This is a genomic window from Paenimyroides tangerinum (genome assembly GCF_003865405.1).
Taxonomy (GTDB): Bacteria; Bacteroidota; Bacteroidia; order Flavobacteriales; family Flavobacteriaceae; genus Flavobacterium; species Flavobacterium tangerinum.
On sequence record NZ_RQVQ01000111.1, the window covers coordinates 1 to 1,054 of the forward strand.

The following is a 1,054-nucleotide window of genomic DNA, read 5'->3' on the forward strand; positions in this document are numbered from 1 at the left end:
TGTAGGTTTGCGTTTTGTTCGTGATTTAGAACAAGGAAAGAAAACACTTCGTTTAGACAAAGTTAATGACGTGTTGGCTTTGTTTGGGAAAGAAGTAGGGGTAATCGATAAAACTCGTGAATAATGGTACGTCAAGCAAAAATATATTTTCAAGATAAATTGGCGGGTGTTTTAGTTGAAGGTGATAACGGATATTCTTTTCAGTACGAACAGGAATATTTGGAAAAATCGAATTCAAAATCAATTAGTTTAACCTTACCACTAACGGAACAACCTTATCATAGCAAGGTTCTTTTTCCATTTTTTGATGGCTTAATTCCTGAAGGTTGGTTACTTGAAATAGGCGAAAAACATTGGAAGTTAAATCCTCGAGATCGTTTTGAATTACTAATCAATTTGTGCAGAGATACCATTGGTGCCGTATCTGTATATCCTATGGAGGAGGAAAAATATGACTAATTGTTTATTTTGTTATCAATCGGTAGAAACAGGTGAATATCATTCGAAATGTTCTAAAAAATTCTTTAAAACAACGCAAGTTCCTACTCTAGAATTAGATCAAGAGAAATTAAATCAATTAGCGGAAATTACGGTTAACGAACGATTGGCTTTAACTGGTGTTCAACCTAAAATATCATTGAGCTTAAACGAGGATCAAGGTAATAAGCGATTAACTTTAGTTGGTTTATGGGGAGACTATATTCTAAAGCCACAATCTGCTGAATTTTCTTTTATGCCCGAGGTGGAAGATCTAACGATGCACTTAGCCAAGTTGTTTAAAATTGAAACTGCCCAGCATGCTTTAATTCGAACTTCGACAGGTGAACTAGCTTATATCACCAAGCGTTTCGATCGATCGAATGGTAAGAAAATTCACGTAGAAGATTTATGTCAGTTATCGGAATTACTAACAGAGCAAAAATATAAAAGTTCATATGAACGAGTGGGCAAAATCATCAAACAGTATACTACCAATTCAGGGTTAGATGCCATCAAATATTTTAGATTGGTCTTGTTTTCTTTCTTAACAGGCAATAACGATATGCACTTAAAA

2 protein-coding genes and 1 pseudogene are annotated in these 1,054 nt (G+C 34.3%); all 3 read left to right on the top strand.

Features of this window, described 5'->3' with window-relative positions; translation table 11 throughout:
* Positions 1-124: pseudogene (locus EG240_RS16925) on the top strand (transcriptional regulator); the annotation flags it as partial.
* On the top strand, positions 124-459 hold the full coding sequence (locus tag EG240_RS16390) for a HipA N-terminal domain-containing protein (protein ID WP_124900130.1): 336 nt from the start codon (positions 124-126) through the stop codon (positions 457-459). The pseudogene EG240_RS16925 and the gene EG240_RS16390, both read left to right, overlap by 1 nt.
* The coding region (locus EG240_RS16395) for a type II toxin-antitoxin system HipA family toxin (RefSeq protein ID WP_148096373.1) at positions 452-1,054 on the top strand (603 nt) is incomplete at its 3' end. The genes EG240_RS16390 and EG240_RS16395, both read left to right, overlap by 8 nt.

Bases quoted from the DNA above. Each gene is read 5' to 3' on its own strand.
- EG240_RS16390 (WP_124900130.1), top strand. From the start codon at position 124: ATGGTACGTCAAGCAAAAATATATTTTCAAGATAAATTGGCGGGTGTT.